At 32.8% G+C, this 16,895-nt stretch carries 33 protein-coding genes; all 33 read right to left on the reverse strand.

The window, feature by feature from the left end; translation table 11 throughout:
* Positions 1–23: 23 nt before the first annotated feature.
* Positions 24–359 carry a hypothetical protein gene (locus BN349_RS17555; protein ID WP_019243644.1) on the reverse strand — a complete coding sequence of 112 codons (336 nt, stop codon included), beginning with the start codon at positions 357–359 and terminating at the stop codon, positions 24–26.
* 4 nt (positions 360–363) lie between these two features.
* Positions 364–936 carry a major tail protein gene (locus BN349_RS17560; RefSeq protein WP_019243645.1) on the reverse strand — a complete coding sequence of 191 codons (573 nt, stop codon included), beginning with the start codon at positions 934–936 and terminating at the stop codon, positions 364–366.
* A gap of 12 nt (positions 937–948) precedes the next feature.
* Positions 949–1,260 carry a hypothetical protein gene (locus BN349_RS17565; protein ID WP_019243646.1) on the reverse strand — a complete coding sequence of 104 codons (312 nt, stop codon included), beginning with the start codon at positions 1,258–1,260 and terminating at the stop codon, positions 949–951.
* The gene (locus BN349_RS17570; RefSeq protein WP_019243647.1) at positions 1,257–1,634 is read right to left on the reverse strand and encodes an HK97 gp10 family phage protein; all 378 of its coding nucleotides are present in this window, start codon (positions 1,632–1,634) and stop codon (positions 1,257–1,259) included. Before BN349_RS17570 ends, BN349_RS17565 begins: the two co-directional genes overlap by 4 nt.
* Positions 1,627–1,926: a hypothetical protein gene (locus BN349_RS17575; protein WP_019243648.1), complete on the reverse strand. Its 300-nt coding sequence runs from the start codon at positions 1,924–1,926 to the stop codon at positions 1,627–1,629. The genes BN349_RS17570 and BN349_RS17575 overlap by 8 nt, the downstream gene beginning before the upstream one ends.
* Entirely contained in the window at positions 1,913–2,182 is a 270-nt protein-coding gene (locus BN349_RS17580) for a head-tail connector protein (RefSeq protein WP_026089370.1), read from the reverse strand. Before BN349_RS17580 ends, BN349_RS17575 begins: the two co-directional genes overlap by 14 nt.
* Complete coding sequence (locus BN349_RS24270) at positions 2,166–2,390, reverse strand: hypothetical protein (RefSeq protein WP_019243650.1); 225 nt, start codon at positions 2,388–2,390, stop codon at positions 2,166–2,168. Before BN349_RS24270 ends, BN349_RS17580 begins: the two co-directional genes overlap by 17 nt.
* Positions 2,391–2,402: 12 nt before the next feature.
* On the reverse strand, positions 2,403–3,593 hold the full coding sequence (locus BN349_RS17590) for a phage major capsid protein (protein ID WP_019243651.1): 1,191 nt from the start codon (positions 3,591–3,593) through the stop codon (positions 2,403–2,405).
* Positions 3,586–4,287 (reverse strand): head maturation protease, ClpP-related, encoded by a 702-nt coding sequence (locus BN349_RS17595; RefSeq protein ID WP_019243652.1) that lies wholly within the window; start codon positions 4,285–4,287, stop codon positions 3,586–3,588. Before BN349_RS17595 ends, BN349_RS17590 begins: the two co-directional genes overlap by 8 nt.
* Positions 4,288–4,291: 4 nt before the next feature.
* A complete protein-coding gene (locus BN349_RS17600; RefSeq protein WP_026089372.1) occupies positions 4,292–5,464 on the reverse strand; it encodes a phage portal protein in 1,173 nt (390 codons plus the stop codon).
* Between the two features lie 13 nt (positions 5,465–5,477).
* Positions 5,478–7,163, reverse strand: a complete 1,686-nt coding sequence (locus BN349_RS17605) for a terminase large subunit (protein ID WP_019243654.1) — start codon at positions 7,161–7,163, stop codon at positions 5,478–5,480.
* A complete protein-coding gene (locus BN349_RS17610; protein WP_019243655.1) occupies positions 7,160–7,519 on the reverse strand; it encodes a hypothetical protein in 360 nt (119 codons plus the stop codon). The genes BN349_RS17605 and BN349_RS17610 overlap by 4 nt, the downstream gene beginning before the upstream one ends.
* A gap of 130 nt (positions 7,520–7,649) precedes the next feature.
* Positions 7,650–7,808 (reverse strand): hypothetical protein, encoded by a 159-nt coding sequence (locus BN349_RS25965; protein ID WP_019243656.1) that lies wholly within the window; start codon positions 7,806–7,808, stop codon positions 7,650–7,652.
* Positions 7,805–8,110 (reverse strand): HNH endonuclease, encoded by a 306-nt coding sequence (locus BN349_RS17620; protein ID WP_019243657.1) that lies wholly within the window; start codon positions 8,108–8,110, stop codon positions 7,805–7,807. Before BN349_RS17620 ends, BN349_RS25965 begins: the two co-directional genes overlap by 4 nt.
* Before the next feature lie 48 nt (positions 8,111–8,158).
* The gene (locus BN349_RS17625) at positions 8,159–8,425 is read right to left on the reverse strand and encodes a hypothetical protein (protein WP_019243658.1); all 267 of its coding nucleotides are present in this window, start codon (positions 8,423–8,425) and stop codon (positions 8,159–8,161) included.
* 374 nt (positions 8,426–8,799) lie between these two features.
* Entirely contained in the window at positions 8,800–9,342 is a 543-nt protein-coding gene (locus BN349_RS17635; protein ID WP_019243660.1) for a site-specific integrase, read from the reverse strand.
* Between the two features lie 268 nt (positions 9,343–9,610).
* The gene (locus BN349_RS17640) at positions 9,611–10,009 is read right to left on the reverse strand and encodes a hypothetical protein (protein WP_019243661.1); all 399 of its coding nucleotides are present in this window, start codon (positions 10,007–10,009) and stop codon (positions 9,611–9,613) included.
* Positions 10,010–10,013: 4 nt separating this feature from the next.
* Positions 10,014–10,142: a hypothetical protein gene (locus tag BN349_RS26675; RefSeq protein ID WP_019243662.1), complete on the reverse strand. Its 129-nt coding sequence runs from the start codon at positions 10,140–10,142 to the stop codon at positions 10,014–10,016.
* A gap of 12 nt (positions 10,143–10,154) precedes the next feature.
* Positions 10,155–10,556, reverse strand: coding sequence for a RusA family crossover junction endodeoxyribonuclease (locus BN349_RS17650; protein ID WP_026089373.1), 402 nt, complete (start codon positions 10,554–10,556; stop codon positions 10,155–10,157).
* On the reverse strand, positions 10,550–11,158 hold the full coding sequence (locus BN349_RS24275) for a dUTP diphosphatase (RefSeq protein WP_019243664.1): 609 nt from the start codon (positions 11,156–11,158) through the stop codon (positions 10,550–10,552). The genes BN349_RS17650 and BN349_RS24275 overlap by 7 nt, the downstream gene beginning before the upstream one ends.
* 100 nt (positions 11,159–11,258) lie before the next feature.
* Entirely contained in the window at positions 11,259–11,516 is a 258-nt protein-coding gene (locus BN349_RS17665; RefSeq protein ID WP_019243666.1) for a hypothetical protein, read from the reverse strand.
* A gap of 38 nt (positions 11,517–11,554) precedes the next feature.
* Positions 11,555–12,010 carry a single-stranded DNA-binding protein gene (ssb, locus tag BN349_RS17670; RefSeq protein ID WP_019243667.1) on the reverse strand — a complete coding sequence of 152 codons (456 nt, stop codon included), beginning with the start codon at positions 12,008–12,010 and terminating at the stop codon, positions 11,555–11,557.
* A gap of 89 nt (positions 12,011–12,099) precedes the next feature.
* A complete protein-coding gene (locus tag BN349_RS17675; RefSeq protein ID WP_019243668.1) occupies positions 12,100–12,342 on the reverse strand; it encodes a DUF7446 family protein in 243 nt (80 codons plus the stop codon).
* A gap of 55 nt (positions 12,343–12,397) precedes the next feature.
* Positions 12,398–12,922: a hypothetical protein gene (locus tag BN349_RS26440; RefSeq protein WP_019243669.1), complete on the reverse strand. Its 525-nt coding sequence runs from the start codon at positions 12,920–12,922 to the stop codon at positions 12,398–12,400.
* Positions 12,923–12,935: 13 nt separating this feature from the next.
* Positions 12,936–13,295 carry a hypothetical protein gene (locus BN349_RS17685; protein ID WP_019243670.1) on the reverse strand — a complete coding sequence of 120 codons (360 nt, stop codon included), beginning with the start codon at positions 13,293–13,295 and terminating at the stop codon, positions 12,936–12,938.
* A gap of 487 nt (positions 13,296–13,782) precedes the next feature.
* Positions 13,783–13,929, reverse strand: a complete 147-nt coding sequence (locus tag BN349_RS25970; RefSeq protein ID WP_019243672.1) for a hypothetical protein — start codon at positions 13,927–13,929, stop codon at positions 13,783–13,785.
* 54 nt (positions 13,930–13,983) lie between these two features.
* A complete protein-coding gene (locus tag BN349_RS26445) occupies positions 13,984–14,214 on the reverse strand; it encodes a DUF1653 domain-containing protein (protein WP_026089374.1) in 231 nt (76 codons plus the stop codon).
* 316 nt (positions 14,215–14,530) lie between these two features.
* Positions 14,531–15,334 carry a hypothetical protein gene (locus BN349_RS17705; RefSeq protein ID WP_232423575.1) on the reverse strand — a complete coding sequence of 268 codons (804 nt, stop codon included), beginning with the start codon at positions 15,332–15,334 and terminating at the stop codon, positions 14,531–14,533.
* Positions 15,309–15,479 carry a hypothetical protein gene (locus BN349_RS25975; RefSeq protein WP_019243675.1) on the reverse strand — a complete coding sequence of 57 codons (171 nt, stop codon included), beginning with the start codon at positions 15,477–15,479 and terminating at the stop codon, positions 15,309–15,311. The genes BN349_RS17705 and BN349_RS25975 overlap by 26 nt, the downstream gene beginning before the upstream one ends.
* Positions 15,476–15,859: a hypothetical protein gene (locus BN349_RS17715; RefSeq protein ID WP_019243676.1), complete on the reverse strand. Its 384-nt coding sequence runs from the start codon at positions 15,857–15,859 to the stop codon at positions 15,476–15,478. The genes BN349_RS25975 and BN349_RS17715 overlap by 4 nt, the downstream gene beginning before the upstream one ends.
* Positions 15,860–16,225 carry a hypothetical protein gene (locus BN349_RS17720; RefSeq protein ID WP_019243677.1) on the reverse strand — a complete coding sequence of 122 codons (366 nt, stop codon included), beginning with the start codon at positions 16,223–16,225 and terminating at the stop codon, positions 15,860–15,862.
* A 12-nt stretch (positions 16,226–16,237) separates the two neighbouring features.
* Positions 16,238–16,615 carry a hypothetical protein gene (locus tag BN349_RS17725; protein WP_019243678.1) on the reverse strand — a complete coding sequence of 126 codons (378 nt, stop codon included), beginning with the start codon at positions 16,613–16,615 and terminating at the stop codon, positions 16,238–16,240.
* Positions 16,584–16,886 (reverse strand): hypothetical protein, encoded by a 303-nt coding sequence (locus BN349_RS17730; protein WP_019243679.1) that lies wholly within the window; start codon positions 16,884–16,886, stop codon positions 16,584–16,586. Before BN349_RS17730 ends, BN349_RS17725 begins: the two co-directional genes overlap by 32 nt.
* Between the last annotated feature and the right edge of the window lie 9 nt (positions 16,887–16,895).

Consider the following 16,895-nt stretch of genomic DNA (forward strand, 5'->3'; position numbering starts at 1 on the left):
TTCTGATGATTCTTTCGGAATATCTACTTTTTTTTAGATTGCAATGTATTGATTAATAATCCTTTTAATTCGGGGACAATCTCAAACATTGGGAATGAGTCAAAACTATCCAACCACTCCATAGGCTCAGGAATAGTTTTATCAGCTGTTTTTGCCCACACCCACGCAAGATTGTAAAATAAATCAAAGTCGATTAGCTTTATATCTTCTGGAGTAATCTTTTTCTTTTCGGTTAATTTACGCATTGACATAATATCCGCAAAAAAGTCACGTCCAAATTGATGTTTATAGCGTAACGGTGCTGCACCTGTAGATTTAAATTTTATTTCCTTACCATCAATAATTAATGTTTTTTCCATCTGATTACCCCCCAACCACTTCATCTATTGGCTCAGTAACAGCATTATAAAAAGCATCATAAACGGAAACAGGTGTAGTATCTCCAGTAACAAACTTTATCCACCCATCTGGACGTGGTGTTGCTTTAAAGTTTAATTCAACGGTATTTACCTCAGTGGAATCTTCTTTTGTTTTTGAAGAATTACCAGGACGAGAAACCGTTACATCATAATAAACAAACCTATCGGCTTTAATGTCAGCATCAATTTCAAATAATAATGCAATTCTTTTAATTTTTGCGTTTGCATTTTCAGCTAAACCACCATTAACAACAGTTTCTCCTAATACATCAACTCTAAATGATTGTGGAAGCTTCGCAAAACTGATAGTACCTTCATATCCTTGATTAGAACTTGCTTCATAATACACGCGGTTATCAGCAAAAAATGATGATGATTCTCCGGCAGGATCCGTTGTTAATTCAACTGCACCAGGAATAGCAACTGGTGTAGCATACGTATAAACTCCTGCATCTCCTTCTGTAATAACAGCATAATGAACATTAGATAATCCAAATGTTACTTTATTTTCTGGCATATACTAGCCCTCCTATAATTGTATTTCGTATATTCTTTGAAACACGTTTTCACTTTCGATAAATGTTTCGATAGTTTGATAAGGTATTTCATGATCATCGAGCAACCGCTCTAGTGTTTCTTCAGCAACTAAATCTTTTTTACTTGTATATAGTTCAATATCAATGTTTGGTGTTTTTCTGTACACTTTGTTATCTGCAATGAAATTACTTGAATAAGCTTCTTTGTAACAGATAAAAGGTGTTTTCTGAGCAGTTGAGAAATGAGAATAAGCCACTGGGTATCCAGTAGATTTTAAGATTTTTGTTAATTCATTTAGTTTCATGATGTTTCGGCCGCCTTTTTAATCGCTAACTCAAATTTAATAATTGCGTTATGTTCAGCTGGCCTTATATGAGCACGACCTGGAACTCTAGGACCTCCACCAACTCTGGCATGACCTTTTTCAAGTAAATGAGTTAGTTGGTAGTCTGTTTTATTGTGGATGATATACCTTTGACCATCTTTTTTATATGTCCATCCATCTCTATATCTACCATTTCTTGCACCTACTGGGGAATTTCTTTTTATATCTTGAACTAGTTCTTTTGTGATTTTTAAAGCAGCTTCATCTGATTTACCAGCGAGTGTTTTTGTATAACGATCTAATTCCATTTTTAGTGCTTTATCAAGGTTATCGATACCTACAAGTTTAGCCACCGGCCCTCACCTCGCAATAGAGCTCAATATTTTCGCCTTTTTCGTAAGTTCTATAGATTGAGTAAGTTTTATTTTTATACATTAACTTAGTCTCTTCCTGATAATCTAATAATCTAATGATGAACTTATAAGCTGGTTTAATTCCAGTTTGTCCACCATTAAAAAATTCTGATTGTCCTATACTTTGCTTATCACAAAATACTCGCCTTAATGTTTCCACTTCTATTTCTTGAGAAAGATCATCTTCTTCAATTCTGATTGAAGCTAATTCTAAAATATCACTGAACAACATTGTAATCACCACATGTTGCAAGATGTATAACTTGTGATTTAAAGCTTTCTGTATACTTCTCACTATCTTCATTAACTAATCCAAAATTAGCTTTGCTATAAGTTATAACTGCTCGAATAATTAATGGGTCTGTTTCATTAATTACATTCACACCACTTATTTTCATATCTAGTTTACAAGCTTCTATTAAATCAGTGATTTCATCATCTAATTGATCGTGACTTATTCGTAGTGCCTTTTTAATCTTCTCCAACATTTGCTTCACTCGCTTTCTTACGAGTACGCTTCACCGTTTTCTTTTCTTCTTTCACTTCTAAGGTGGATAACTCTTCATTAGCTTTAATAAAGCCCATTTTTTCAAGCTCCTTCACCCTATCTACGTTAATAGATTCAAAAAAAGAACCAGAAGCAAGATACACCTCTGATTCTTTGTCCACAAAATCAATTAATACTATATGTTTCAATTAAATCCCTCCTTACGCTGAAGGTGCAATGATAGAGAATGCTTTTTCATGTGTAACGTTACCATCAACTACTGTGTAAGCAGAGAAACCAGTTTTACGAGCTTTGATATCACGAGTAGATTCTACAGAAAGAGCTTCGTTCGTGTTAACTACATAACCTTTCGCATTACCGATAATTACAGTACCATCAGGAACAGCACTATCAACTTTAACTGGTACACCTAATACTCGACCAACTCCACCAGCAGTTGTGTCAGTGATAAATAAAGGACGTTCTGTTGTGTCTGTAATATTCGCTAGGTTATTCCATACCGTTGCGTTTGAAGCATACATTACCGCGCTTGATACGTGTTTAGCACCTAATTTTGACATAGCAGCTGTTAAATCTTTATAACCAATACCAGTTGCAGCAGTGTAATCAGTACGTTGTGCAGTTACTGAAGCTAATGCAGTTAATACACCAGTCATTTCTTTAACGCCATTTCCGCTAATTGATTGACGACCTAATTCAACACCAACACGTTCAACGATTTCACCTTTCAAGTACTCAAGGAAAGCAGAAATTGACATAGATTCAACTTTGAATGATACTTCGATATACTTCGCGATCTCTTTACCACCTAAAGAAATTTCTACGAAAGTATTTTTCTCTACTTCTGTAGCTTCTGATTCTAAGTAAGCTTTAGCATCACCAGCAGTGATTGCAGTGTGCTTAGGTAATTTAAGTAAACCTGTTACTTGGAATTTACGAGCATCTGCAAAGAATGGTGCTTGTGCTTCAATTTCAGTAATGATTTCATTTAAAGTAGTAGCTGGAATCATTACACCACTATTTAAAGTAGTGTGGTTGTTCATTTCCATGAATATACTATTTTCTTGAGATGTTAACTCTTGTCCCATTAAAGTTTTAGCAAACGCATTAGTGTAAACCACTTCGTTTGGCAATACATTAGTTTGGATATTTTCCATCTGTTTAGCTCCTTCAACTTGAATTGATTTATTTTCTAAATCCAAAACAACTTTATTCTCTTGCAACGCTTTTAAATTCGCATTTGCTAGTTTAGCAGCTTCGATTTCATTATCTAGCTCTTTTACTTGAGTTTCGATTGCATTAAATTCTTCAATTTTACCTTCGTTAATTAGTGCTTCAGCGTTTAAAAGTAATTCAGAACGTTTGTTTAATAATTCTTTGATTTTATCCATTATTTCCACCTCGTAATTTTAAAAGTTTTAATTTAGCTTGCATCAATTCATTTTGTTGCTTATCTTCTTTCTTTCGATCACTATCCATTAACTCAGTTATCTTTGCTATAATTTCATCATTTAGCACAATACCACCAAAATTAGCGACAAACTGTCCACTAAGTTGTTTATTTTCATCAAACATGATTTCATCTACAAAACCGTGTTCTAAAGCTGTATTCGCATTGAACCACGTTTCATCATCCATTAACTTTTGTAATTCTTCATCTGTTTTATTCAACTTAGTTTTATAAGCATTAATAATAGATTGATTAGCGCTTTTTAATGTGTCTGATATGTGTTCAAAATCTCTATAATCTCCACTACCGTAAGTTGATACATTATGAATCATCATTTGTGCAGTAGGTGAAATAAGAATTTTATCTCCAGCCATTGCAATTACCGATGCAGCAGACGCAGCCAAACCAACAATTTTAACTGTTACATGTCCTTTATAACTTTTTAATACTGTGAAGATTTCAGAACCAGCAAAAACATCTCCTCCACCTGAATTAATGATCACTTCTACTTCTTCATTAGTTGTAGGTAAAGAATCAATTACACTTTTAGGACTAGTAGCATCTATTCCAAACCAACTATAAAATTTAGCTGTAGAATCATTCACTATTGTTCCTTTGATTTGTATACTTTTCATCTATTCACCCCCCTTCACCGTCTGAAGTTTGATTACCAGCTACACCTAAATCAAGACGATGAATGTATTCATCTCCACCTTCAATAGGAGCCATATGGAATACTGCACGACCTTCATTTCTATTTAAGTAACCTCTATCAATACCACTATTCACATATTGCATTTTCGTTTTTAATGAAGCGAATGATAAATCAGAAGCCTCAAACATGATTTTGTTTCCAAATGCTCTTTCTTTACGAGTAAATAATTTTCTACTAAACAACAAAGATAGTTGTAATACATCTGGTTCAATATTAGATTCATAGTATGAAATCCATTCATTTTCATCGTAACTAGCTTGTACAATCTTTTCATTCGTATTAAAGAATGAGTAAATTCGTTGTAATGTCTTCTGCATCTGATTTTCGTTTGGAACGTAATCTTTCGGTTCTACTTGTTCAGCATCCATTTTTGCATCAGTAGCTGCAGCTCCAATAGATTCTGATTCACTAGATAGAAAATCATCCACGAATTGTTTCGATTGAGCTTTTAAATCCTCTGGTCTTAATGTTTGATTGAATTTAAGCAACCAGCGAATAACATTGGAGTTTTTGATAGCTTTAACAATACCTTGGTCTGTTGTATTCACAATTTCCATTAACGGAGCTAATGAATCAGCGTTACTATCACCAAAGAATTGATTTTCGTTATAATCTTTCCCTAAATGCATTACATCTTCATGCTTAAAAACGACTCGTTTACCACCTTTTAAATCGAATCGGTAATACAAATAACCTCGTTCGTCTGTTATCACTTCCACAGAAGAACTATTGATTGGATATAAATTGATTGGATAACCATATTCATCACGTTCAATAAAGATAAAAGCATTATTATTTAGTTCAAGTTGTGTAATGGTTCTCTCAAGTAACTGTTGCATTGTCATATACGGATTAGGTTCTTCTAATAAGAAACGCATATAAGGCTCTGGGTTGACTTTTATACCGTTTTTATCATTTCTTATATGTTTGGCTACTGTTTTACCAATCGCACGCACCTTAGGACGAATAGCAGAACGTACAATATCACTTTTATATATGTTTCCATTCCACGCAAAAAAACCGTTACCCTCATCTGTAATCATTTTATATTTCGATACAGTGACAGAACGGTTTTTAAATCTGTTGAGTATTCCCACTATCTCACCTCCTTTAAATAATGTTTGTATACTCGTTATATTTTTCTTGAAGAATAACATATGCATTCAATAACGCAGCAGTACCATCTATCCTTCTCCGTTGATTATTAGTTTTAGAAGGTTGTATATTTAGATTCTTATCAACTTCAATAGCAGTATTACTTAAACACCATTTATCAATAGGATTATTATTGTAATTAATGATTTTCGCTTCTAAATCAGCGCCTAATTTGCGCATTGGAATAGATAATGTCTTTTTACCTTGAATAACAGGTATCATTGCTTCTTTACCAAAGTTATTTTCCATTTCCTCAACCCAATACTTCGCACTCCAAGCATCATAACCAATCCAAGGAATATAAATATCTAACTTGTTTTGAACCTCTAAAAACCACTCTGTTACAAATTTGGGATGAATAGAATTACCTGGTGTCGTTCTTAACAATCCTTGCTCGTGCCATAAATCATAAGGTATTTTATCTTCTTTACTTCTTTGTTCTAATAGGTCCTCAGGTAACCAATACATTTGGACAACATAAACTGTTTTATCGTTTGGAAGCATAAAAATAACCTTGGCTGCGGTTAAGTCGGTTGTAGAAGATAAATCCACACCACCTATTCCATACCTAGGTTTTAGTTCTGCTATATCAAAAGTAGCTTTATTATTTAATTGTTCGAACGTTAACCATGCTTCACTAGATGTTTCCCGAACATTGAAGTCTTTTGTTAATAAGTTCTTAACCAAAAGAGAATTTGCTTTTGCTTTATTAACCTTTGTTTCTAATTGATCAATTTTCTTTATTGTTCCTAGTCCAGGATTAGCTTTTTTCCAATTAGAAGGTTCTGTCCACTCTTCCCTTTTATCTAATTCATAAATGATAGGTAAAAAGCGATCATCTTTATACCCGTTTTCATCATCAAATCCATTTAGTAACATTTCAGCTTCTTCATACTTCATATCATATACAGATTCACGAATAGTTCCTGCTGTAGTTATCATAAATATCATTGGTTGCTCACGAGCTGAAGTTCCATCGACAATAACATCATATAAATTCTTGTCTTTCCAAGCGTGAATTTCATCCATCATTGCTCCATGAACATTAAGACCATCTAATGTTTCAGAATCAGAACCAAGTGGTTTAAATGATGCATCAAACGCATCTGCTCTTAATTCACTGACTAATGGCTTAATACGTTTTCTAAGTATAGGAGATTTATTTACCATTCGTTTGGCATCTATCCAAACTAGTTTAGCTTGATCTTTTTTTGTTGCAACAGCATAAACTTCTGCACCTGGTTCACCATCAGCAACCATTAAATATAAACCAATACCGGATGCAATTGTTGACTTACCATTTTTACGCGCAACTATTAGTAAGATTTCACGATATTTGCGTGTTCCGTCTATTTTATGAATAAAACCAAATGATGCAGCAATAAAAGCTTTTTGCCACAGTTCCAATTCTATTGGTTGTCCGCCCCATTTACCTTTAGAATGTTTACAATAATTTTCTATAAACTCAATAGCATGATTAGCTCGTTGATTACTATATTCATATTCACATTTCTCGTCATAAATATCAGATACAAGTTTTTTATAGATACGCTTTACTTTATTCGAAACTATCACTTCTGCAGATTCAATTCGGGTATAATAATCAATTATTGGATTGTATACTAATGGATAGCGCTTCATCTATTCATCACAAATGATTCAAAACCATCATCTTCAGGAACTTGTATATCCTTTGGAAAAAGTCCAATAATTTCTTTCATGACTGTAGTATATCTTTGTATCATTGCGTTATAAGTAGTAACTGCTGGACTAGCTCTCAATATGGAATACTCACCTTGTTCCATTTCGTCAATTGGTCCATTCTTATTAATATCATCTTTTAACTCATTTAGCGTAGCTCTCATAAAAGCAGCTTCTTGAATTAACCCTTCTACTGCTGATTTTTTATTTTCCTCTAAATCTTTAAAAAGATCGTTAAGTCTTTTTATCTCTTTTTTAATTGCTCGTTCTTTAGGAAGAACTTTTCTTGTTGTCATAAAAAACACCACCTTTTTTTGTGAAATCGCTGAGTTTTTGGGAGGGGGGCCTTATAAAAATGACCTGTGTATTCCTCGAAGGTCCCCTCTCGGTCCCCGTCAGGTTAAAATAAATTAATTTTAAGGGGGGCTATGCTAATTCTTTTTCTTTATAAATAGTTACGTTTGTTATTGGACGAGTTATTCTTAACCATCTTCTAGCAGTTGGATAATATTTATATGGATAATCACATTCTATAGTTGTAACGGTTCCATTTGTTACTTTACAAACAACCTCAAATTCTTTCATACTCCTTCACCAACCTTTACAAGATTACCTTCCTTATCAAACATCACATCACTACGAACTGGACTATACTTCTCATGATGTTCTTTGTTATGACAATCCTGACATAAGTATTCAAGGTTATCATGATTAAGAGATACATATGGATCATCAATGTTATTAGGTGTTAAGTATTCTTTATGATGTAGTATCTTACCTGGTTGCTTACATCTCTCACATAATCCATGCACCTTGCTAATATAACTATCTCTACACTGTCTCCATGCTTTGCTTTTATAGAATCTCTTAGCCCATTCTTTTGCCATTACTTGTTCATCCTCATAATTACTTTTTATCTACGTTATGTGACATTGCTATTTTGTTCTGTATTTATGGTTATAGTTGAAGTTTGTGTAGTTAATATGGATATGTCCTAAATCTAAACTCCAATCTAAACAAGAATGTTTTGGATTGCCTTTCTTAGCTCCATTAGTATGAATACCCCATCTACGTTTGATATTAATATGATGGTCATTTCCGTATTCTTCAAAATTCTGTTTGCGAATTTGTTTGAAATTAAGGATAGAAAGATTTTTATTACCCTTATCAAACCACCAATCAAGTAATTGATATTTAAGCATTACTTCACTCCTTCACATAATGTGTCTTAGCAAACACATCCAACATTGTGTCGCTATTTGAATTATCTATATACTAGATTTCTCCTTCACGTAATCTTTTTCATCACAATAAGGTAGTTTCACTTCTTTACATAGCTCAAAGAATAAACATGTTTTACATATTTCTTTCTCTTCACAATCCATCTTTCTTCCTCCAATATCTTGAATTTAATCATTATCATTTATTGTTTAGCTATTTGAATTATCTATATACTAGATTCTGTATAATTCACTAGGTTTGAAAAATCCTTTAATATCAATAGTTATAAGCACATGAATTTTACAATTACACAATACTATTTTGTAGCTAATTGAAAAAAGCATTAAAATAAGGTTTAAATCTTATACTTTGTTTGATAGGCGTTTAAGCTGTCTTGTTGAATACCTATATAACGAAGTGTTTCTTTCTGATCTGTATGGTTAAACATCATTTGCAAAGCAACGACGTCTTTAAATTGCTGATAAAAATGATAACCATATGTCTTTCTAAATGAATGGGTACCAATACGCTCTAAATCAAATTCCTCTGCAACATCTTGAAGAATCTTATAAGCCATACCTCTCGTGATTGGTTTATTCTTACCATTCCTACTTTTAAAAAGAAACTCATATTTCGGTTTACCTTTAACATATTCCCTAACAGCTTTCTTTAACTCTGTAGGCATCTTTACTTCTCTTGTTTTTCTGGTTTTTTTCTCACGTACAAAAACATTCCAACCTTGAACATCTCTTACTCTTAAATTAAGAATGTCTGAAATCCTAAGACCAGTGTTAATTCCAAAAAGAAAAAGGATATAGTTTCTTTCATTATTAGCTTTTAGATATTCTTTTATCTCTTGAATAAGTTCCTTATCCCTTATTGGTTGTACAAGATTCACAGACACTCACCTCTTTAAGTAGAAACCATTGTTCTTTATTTATCTTTTTCCTATTTATTCACTCTAAACCGCCCACCTAAAACGCAACACGTATTCACTATTAGTTGATTGTTATTCGTTTAGATGAACAGTTTACAAAGAATAAAAAATAAGAGCCGCCTTTTATTGACGACTCTTTCTATGTGCAGGATATATATTTCATGGCTTATCAAATTATAGAATTATCACTAAATGAGATTTTCTATAATTACATTTTATTACATACAAATCAAGATGTCTGTATGTTGACAGTAGGTTCTTTAATCCTTACTCTAGTTGCAACTTCTTTAATATATTGATAGCTGTAACCTAATTCATCCGATATTTGTACTAGTGTTTTCCCTTCAATATACCTGTTGTAAAACACCTTATATTCTAAGCCTTGATATTTGTTCAATTGTATCTTCAAGTGATTCGCTCGTTCTGTTTTAACTTGTAATTCCTTTTCCATTTGCTCTATTTTATCTGATAACTTATCAGTTCGCGCTGCTGCATTATCAAGAGGAACTGTATTATTTAATCTACCACCTATCCACCATTGCTTTTGTTCTCTTCTTGATAATTCAATTTGCTCAGTTAATATATCTATATCCAAAAGCAGATCACTATATATTTGAAAAGTATTCATCTGATCACACTCCATTTGTCAAATCTCTCTTAGCATCTTTATATCCCTTGTCATATGCTTGTCCTGAAAAAATCCCAATTGTAAATATGCCAATGATTACACCAATAAGAAGATATACAATGTTTAATATCATTACTTCACATCCTTAAATAATTTCTACTTCAACTCTAGGATGTTCACTATAAAACTTATTAACTGTTAAACTAACAATCCTATTATCATCAATCCATACAACACCGTTTAAGCCATCTAAAATTCCTTTGATGTAATTATCAATATCAGGCTTAGTTATTGGTCTTATTCGTCCTTCTACAGCTTCTAAACGTTTCTTTTTGGTGAATGACTTAGGAATGCTTTTATAAACATCGATTACTAACCTAACTTCTCTATCTAGTGGTTCAGAGACATGACGTTTTGCCACGCTCTGAACTAGTTTTTTATAGTTACGACTCTTAGCTGGATCATATACTCTAGCATGTCCATTTATTGTTGAAAATCTAGGTCTACCTTGTGCAACTGGTTCACCTTCAATGATTAATTTCAATATCCGTTCTCCTGACGTTCGTGATTAATTCTATTTTTCTCGTAATAGGCTTGTTCAATTTCGTTCCACGAAAATCCCAGTTTTTTGCCTAAATCAATAACATTAAATAATAACCAGTAATATTCGTCAGTTTCTTCGTCCATTATTAAATCATTACATCTTTTGATAAATAGCAGAAAAGTGTTTAAAATATCAAACTTCTGATACATCCATAAATCATTTTTTAATTCACAAAAATTAATATTTGTGTATTCATAATTCAAACCAATTTCTAAAACAATTGTTAAAATATCGGTGTATTCTTCTAAAACTCTATTTTTTTCTTTTCCTTCTTTACCTAAACCGTTGCATAATGAACACTCATAAAATGCATCATCACCATAATCTAAATAAACGCCTTTTCCATCACATTCTGAACAATCCACAATAACGTATTTAACAGACTCTTGGTTATTACTCCAATACTTATGACCTCGCCATTCATTCAAACATTCACCAATTTCACTAATTAAAGCAGCAATGTCTTTTCCAAACTTATCTTCACCTTTATAGCCGATGTGATCATGAAGTTTTTTCTGAGCTTCAAACATCTTTTCTAAATTCATCTAGCCTTACCTCCATTTCCAACAATGCTTCATTCCGATATTCTGATTCTCGGGCCAAACAATAAAGTTGGCCCAATGTACATTTTTTAAGATTCATTGATTAATCCCATTCATCCCATTGTTTATCCATAAATTCACCAGCACGATTAAATGCTCTAAGTTGAAGAAATGTCGATACAGCAGCAGTAATAGTTAAACCAATCGCTACACCAAACGGAATCGAATAATTAACACTTAAATTGAAAACCTTCCCGATAACCAAATAAACTCCAAAAGAAACACTAGTAAATATCACAAATCTAATTACTAAACTTATAATTACTTGAATTAACAACATCGCTTTCATTTCTTTAAACATATTTATCTCTCCCTAATTTTTAAAAATTTTTATATTTTTTAGAACGGTAAACCATCCGAACCTATATCAATTGTTTGCCCACCATTAGCAAATGGATCATCGTCAACTCGTGTATAACTGCCTCTATTTGAGTTATTTTGTCTTTGTTGAGTATTTGTATTAGATTCATTGTTTTGACCTCTAGGCTCTAAAAACTGAACACTCTCAGCTACAATTTCAGTAACGTAAACTTTTTTCCCGTCTTGTCCATCATAATTACGTGTTTGAATACGTCCATCTACTCCAGCTAAACTACCTTTCTTTAAAAAGTTAGCTACGTTTTCTGCTGGCTTTCTCCAAACTACAATGTTTATAAAATCTGCTTGTTGTTCTCCTTCAGATTTAAAGTTACGATTTACAGCAAGTGTAAATGTAGCAACAGGCACACCATTTTGTGTATATTTCAACTCTGGATCTTTTGTTAAACGTCCTACAAGGACCACACGATTCATCATATATTTATTCCCCTTTAAAATACCCACATAGGTATTATTTTAGATATTGTTATAGTTTTGTTACGCATCATCTACGTAATGCGACACCATTATTTGTTTTCTACTGGTGGATGGAAATGAATTTCTCCCATTCCTTCGAATCCATATCCGAATGACTTCGAACCCCTTTTATTTCTTCTATGCTCTTCCTTAAGATGCTGAAATACCGCTTTAATAGCTTCGTCTGTAACATCCTTTCTGCTATCGTTCATGATGCTTGGATTTTTCTTGTTGATAGTACCTGCATATATTTTGTTACCTAATCCACTTACACGTAATACTAAATTTTTCATATTCTCCACTCCTTCATTTACTTCATAATATGTGTCTACTATGAAACTCTTGTATTTATTTAAAATGAGGATAATCCTCGAAATCTGGTATATGTTCATCTTGCGAAGCTGCGTACTCTTCTTTGGTTAAATTCCAGCACTGCTTACACATCATTCCACTATCGCCCATGAATGGTGACGGCCGCAATTTATCCACGTATTCACCGCAATAATCACACTCTTTTTTACCGATACAATTCTTACACCATACCCCGCCCTCAACATCTAGCTCAAATTCATCTTTTTCAATATCGACTTTTTTATTGCATACAAGACAATGTTCAAGTTGATCACTTACTTCTGAATAACGAGCATCATACAATCTACTTAATTCTTCAACATATGGAGTTACATCAACCTTTTGCAAATATTTAGTAAGAAAAGAGCCACTAAATCCTTCTAAAAAAACAAGCTTCTGCTCATAAACTCCTTGACCTTCACAATTTATATATTCATCAGTCTTACAAGCCCATAGTTTGCCATTATAATGTTCAGCTTCACCACAAGTATGCATAACGACTATATCGCCCTTCTTAAGCATCTTTCTTCCTCCCCTATTTAGATTTCAAAATCCTATATGCAACAGCTAAAGCATCTCCCATCGCATAAACTTCAGGTATTAAATATTTGTATTTATCATGTAACTCCTTATCGGCAAAGTATAAAGACCTCCAAATGTCATCTCTACCAGTTAGATGTTTACCGAAAAGGTTCTTAGTATAGGCATCTTGAAACACTTTAAATTCAGGGTTCCTGAACATTGCCCATATCTTTGTAATATGCCTTCTATGGTGCCATGCTGTATATGTTTCAATAATGAGCATTGCAAAAGCACGATTATTATTCATTCTCTCAAGTAGTTCAGTCTTGAACTGTTTCCGGTTCTTTTTGTATTTATTTTTTAATTGGCTCATTTGTTACCTCCATTTATTTAGGAAACATATTACAAATTGTGTTACACATAATATGTCTTTTGTTCATGATAACTTCTTTTTTTTTAAACTAATCACAAAATTACCACGTATAATACACAAATAATTAAACTATTGATTATCAAATTCAATGTAATTTCCTGCTAATAATAAAGAGGGAGTTAAATATGAAAAACCCAATTATCTATATATCTTCAGTAATAATTTTTGTCTTGTTTTTAATTTTTCTTCTAACTTTTCTTAATAGCGTGGCCATAATACTGATTATTCTAACTTCTTTATTTGTTACAAATGGATATATGGCACTTAAATACAATGATGACCTTTATTTTATATGGATTTTTATTTCCTATTTATTTTTAATTGGTTATATATTGGTTTTTGAGGACCTATGGAAATCTATTTTGGGCTTGATTTATATTTATTATTTCTCTTTTCCTTGCTTCACATAATCTACGTTATAGGACTTTCAATCATTCATTTCTTCACTAATATTCGCACTAATAACGATGCCAAATTGCTTCCCTTGTTCTATAGCTTCATCGATTGTTTCAGCTTCAAATAAATAACCAAATATATTACCTTTACTTTTTTCTACTGACACATTCCAAACCATGCACTTCATACCCCTTTCTTCACATAATTGGTCATATGTTTAACGAACTGCTCACTAGTCTTGAAATACTTCAAAACGGTACTTCTGACCTGTTGGGTTTTCTTTACCATCTTCAACAAACGAAAGGAATTCTTTTTTAGGTCTAACCAACATATGGTTATCACCGTATAAAGCGTGATAAACCACCATTTCTTGCATATTTTCAGAATGCCAAGCTTCACCGATAACATAATACAATCCACCTTTAAAGTGTCTATATAAACAGTGTTGCACTACTTCCCTCAATTTTTTCCCTCCTTCACAGTTTATGTCTACTATGAAACTTAATAATCTTTTGTATCTATCAAACAAAACAAAATATACTAGACACACATAAATAAAATGGTATAATTTTCTTATCCCGTAATGTTTAGCAGTTCCCTGGGCTTGCCCGGGAAAGGCAATCAACATTAGGGAGGTGGATTTATGGAGTTCCACTTAAAATTCTCCAACAAGGCGCTTAAAATCCTTTTAGGGTTTGTCTTGGCAATAATCGCTTTCTTCCTCTAGGAAGAGAGCGTTTTTGTTTTATCCGTGTTCATTCCTCCCCTATTTAAAATGATTAATCATACTCAGGATTAGTGATTTCTAATTCGCAGTTATCTTCATCAATAATCAATTTAGCCCCACTTACATAAATCTTAAATAATGTTTCTTCGAGACCGTGAAGACCATACATTACAGCCTTAATATCAAAATCTTGAATTAAACGTTTTCTACTGTACTCTTCGTCGTTGATCTTAACTGAGTACAATTCACCTTCTTTACTTACGTGCAATCTATACTTACAAGAATATTCGCTAATATCATTTCGTGCATCTAGCCCTATCCAGTATGAACCGTAAGGATCATCTACATGAAGTGTCATTTCGTGGTATTCATCATAACCGATTTCGTCTAAATCCTTGATTTCCTCAGCTAGTTCCTCAACCAGTTCTGACAATTTGTATTCACGCTTTGTATCAGTTAACAATCCCTCAATTTGATTTTTGACTTGTGCAACACCTTGATTTGTAATTTCATCGTCTAGCTTATCTTTAATAGCTTTTAAAATTAAATGATTATAAGATGATAGATTTAAATCTTTGAAATTAATTTGTAGAGCTTCTTTTGCTGTGTTTTTAAGCTCCTTAGAAAAATCACTCCAATTACCAAACAAGTCTTTTACAATATCATTAACAGTTGAAGCAACATGTTTATCAACAATCTCTTGCACCTTTCCCTCAGACTCCATTTTTGCCAAACTAGCAACGACCATTTTATTTAAATCCATGATTAATCCTCCTCGTTTTTTAGTAACTAAATATAAATCGTATTTCGCATAATAAATATTCAACGTTTTACTTAAACTCAAATACTTCGCCATTACCGACCAAAACACCATGGCGTTTACTGAACCTATTCTCTTGCTTAACCATTTCTTTATCTACACCAGATTCAAAAATAGTAATAGCAACCAATCTTTCATGATCAATCGAATGATAACCTTGTTCTAGCACTCTCCTAATCATTTATTGACCAACTCCTGTAAATCATCACGAACTCTCATTCTATAAGTACGCCCACCATGTTCATAAGCAATTTTCCGAAGATCACCTAATGATTTATTCAGATTCTTTTCAGAAGGCTTTTGAGGAAATTTGTTTAATTCCATAATTGGCTTTAATAGTTCTAATGTATCCTTAACTTTCCTACGTTCATTTCTGATACGTTGTAAATCTTTACTATACTTATAACCTTCAGAAGCATTGAAAGCCTTAAATTCGATTAAATGAAGTAAATCTTGTTGTTCTAACTCTAACTGTTTCAAATCTTTTTCTAACTGCTCATACTGACGAGGAAAATTAACATATACATCACGAACATGTTTAATCGCTGATTCAAAATCCATTTACAGCACCGCCTTTAACGCTGCTCGTAATGTTACATTCTCTTTATGCTTTTCCTCCATCATGCTTCTAAGTTGATTATTAGTACTAGTTGATAACTCTGAATCACGAATGTAAGAACGAACGTTTTCTTGTAATCTATGATTCTCTGCTAATAGATCTTGATTTTCAGATTTTAAATCGATTATTGTATCTGCACTTTTAGATAATTCGTTCTCAGTATCTCCAGCAGCATCATGCAACTGCTGTCTCTCTTCTTCTAAGTCAAAAACGAATTTTGATAATCTATTTAATAATTCAGGATTAACTTCGATGCATTTATTGATTTCATTTAATAACTCTAAGTACTCAGTATTTTTATTAGTCACATCAAACACTCCTTATTTATCAATATTTCTTCGTTTCTTACGCTCACCGATATAAATACCTGCATTTCTCCATCGTTGTTTTTTAGACGCTAATTGTTCGCGTGTTACTCCGAAGTATTCAGCAATCTCTATTTCATTTCGAAATTTATCTCTAACCTCGTTATATTTCTCAGGAGTGATATGAGATAAATCATGCTTCAAAACCTTTCCAAACCACGCTTTAAGTAATTCATTAAATTCTTTTGGTTCCATTCCTACTGCTTCAGCAATAGCTAACTTAGGCACACCATCTTCAATAAGTAATTCAATCTCAGATTTCTTTAGGAATTCACCTTTTTGAAGTATGGCTGGCAATCCACTAGTCGTTGACCACATTGTTTCTACTTGCAAAATCTCTCACTCCTTTTAACTTTCCTTTACGGCCACGATCTAGAATTAATATTGCAACTTCATCAATACAGCGATTAAACTTTTCAGCTAACTCAAAAATATTCATTCCAGCATTAAAGGACCGATCAAACTCTTTAACATCTCTTATATCCCAATTCCAATTCAATTCTTCTTCATCAAGAGGTACATAAACACCTATACGCTTATGTACCATATGAGTATCTTCAATGTGACTAATTGCCATTGTTTCAATAGTTACCGGACTTTTCACAATTATCAC

The sequence above is a fragment of the Bacillus sp. AP8 genome (genome assembly GCF_000321185.1).
GTDB classification, from domain to species: Bacteria; Bacillota; Bacilli; order Bacillales; family DSM-1321; genus Bacillus_AD; species Bacillus_AD massilioanorexius.